Here is a 757-nt window from a genome sequence, read left to right as displayed (position 1 = left end):
TTGCTGCCGCACCACAATGTCATGCGCCTGTTCCGGGCCACCCAGGATTGGTACCAGTTCGATGCCTGCGACGTCTGGAGCGTTTTCCACTCCTACGCCTTCGATTTCTCGGTCTGGGAACTGTTCGGCGCCCTTGTGCATGGTGCCAAGGCAGTAGTTGTGCCAAAAGAAGTGGCGCGGTCGCCTGAAGACTTCCATGCACTCCTGCTGCGTGAAAAGGTCACAGTCCTCAACCAGACGCCCTCTGCCTTCAAGCAGTTGATCCCGGTGGCAGTGGGGAAAGCCCAACCTCTGCCGCTGCGCTACGTCATCTTCGGCGGTGAAGCGCTCGATGTCGGTAGTCTGGAGCCCTGGTTCGAGGCATTTGGCGATCGCCAGCCACAACTGGTCAACATGTACGGCATCACCGAGACGACGGTGCATGTCACGTACCGTCCTATCAGCCGTGAAGACCTGGATAAAGAGGCCGTCAGCCCAATCGGCGAAGTGATCCCGGACCTGTCCTGGTACCTGCTGGACGGCAACCTCGGGGTTGCCATGCCAGGCAGTCATGGTGAGCTGCATGTAGGCTGTGCCGGTCTGGCGCGTGGTTATCACCAACGGCCAGCGTTAACCGCCGAACGCTTTATCCCCGATCCGTTCGACGATAGAGGGCAAGGTGGTGGACGACTCTACCGTACCGGCGACCTGGCCCGTTACCGTGCCGATGGTGTGATTGAATACGTCGGCCGTATCGACCACCAGGTAAAGATCCGCG

Annotated in this window: 1 protein-coding gene; it reads left to right on the top strand. The window is 59.7% G+C overall.

Translation table 11 applies throughout. The annotated features are described in order from the left end of the window. On the top strand, positions 1-757 hold a 757-nt coding region (locus DNJ95_RS19125; RefSeq protein ID WP_165492437.1), incomplete at both ends, for an AMP-binding protein.

The organism is Stutzerimonas kirkiae (assembly GCF_004327335.1).
In the GTDB taxonomy this organism is placed as follows: domain Bacteria; phylum Pseudomonadota; class Gammaproteobacteria; order Pseudomonadales; family Pseudomonadaceae; genus Stutzerimonas; species Stutzerimonas kirkiae.
The sequence above is the reverse complement of the archived record's forward strand: the minus strand, read 5'-3'. Positions and strand labels throughout refer to the sequence as shown.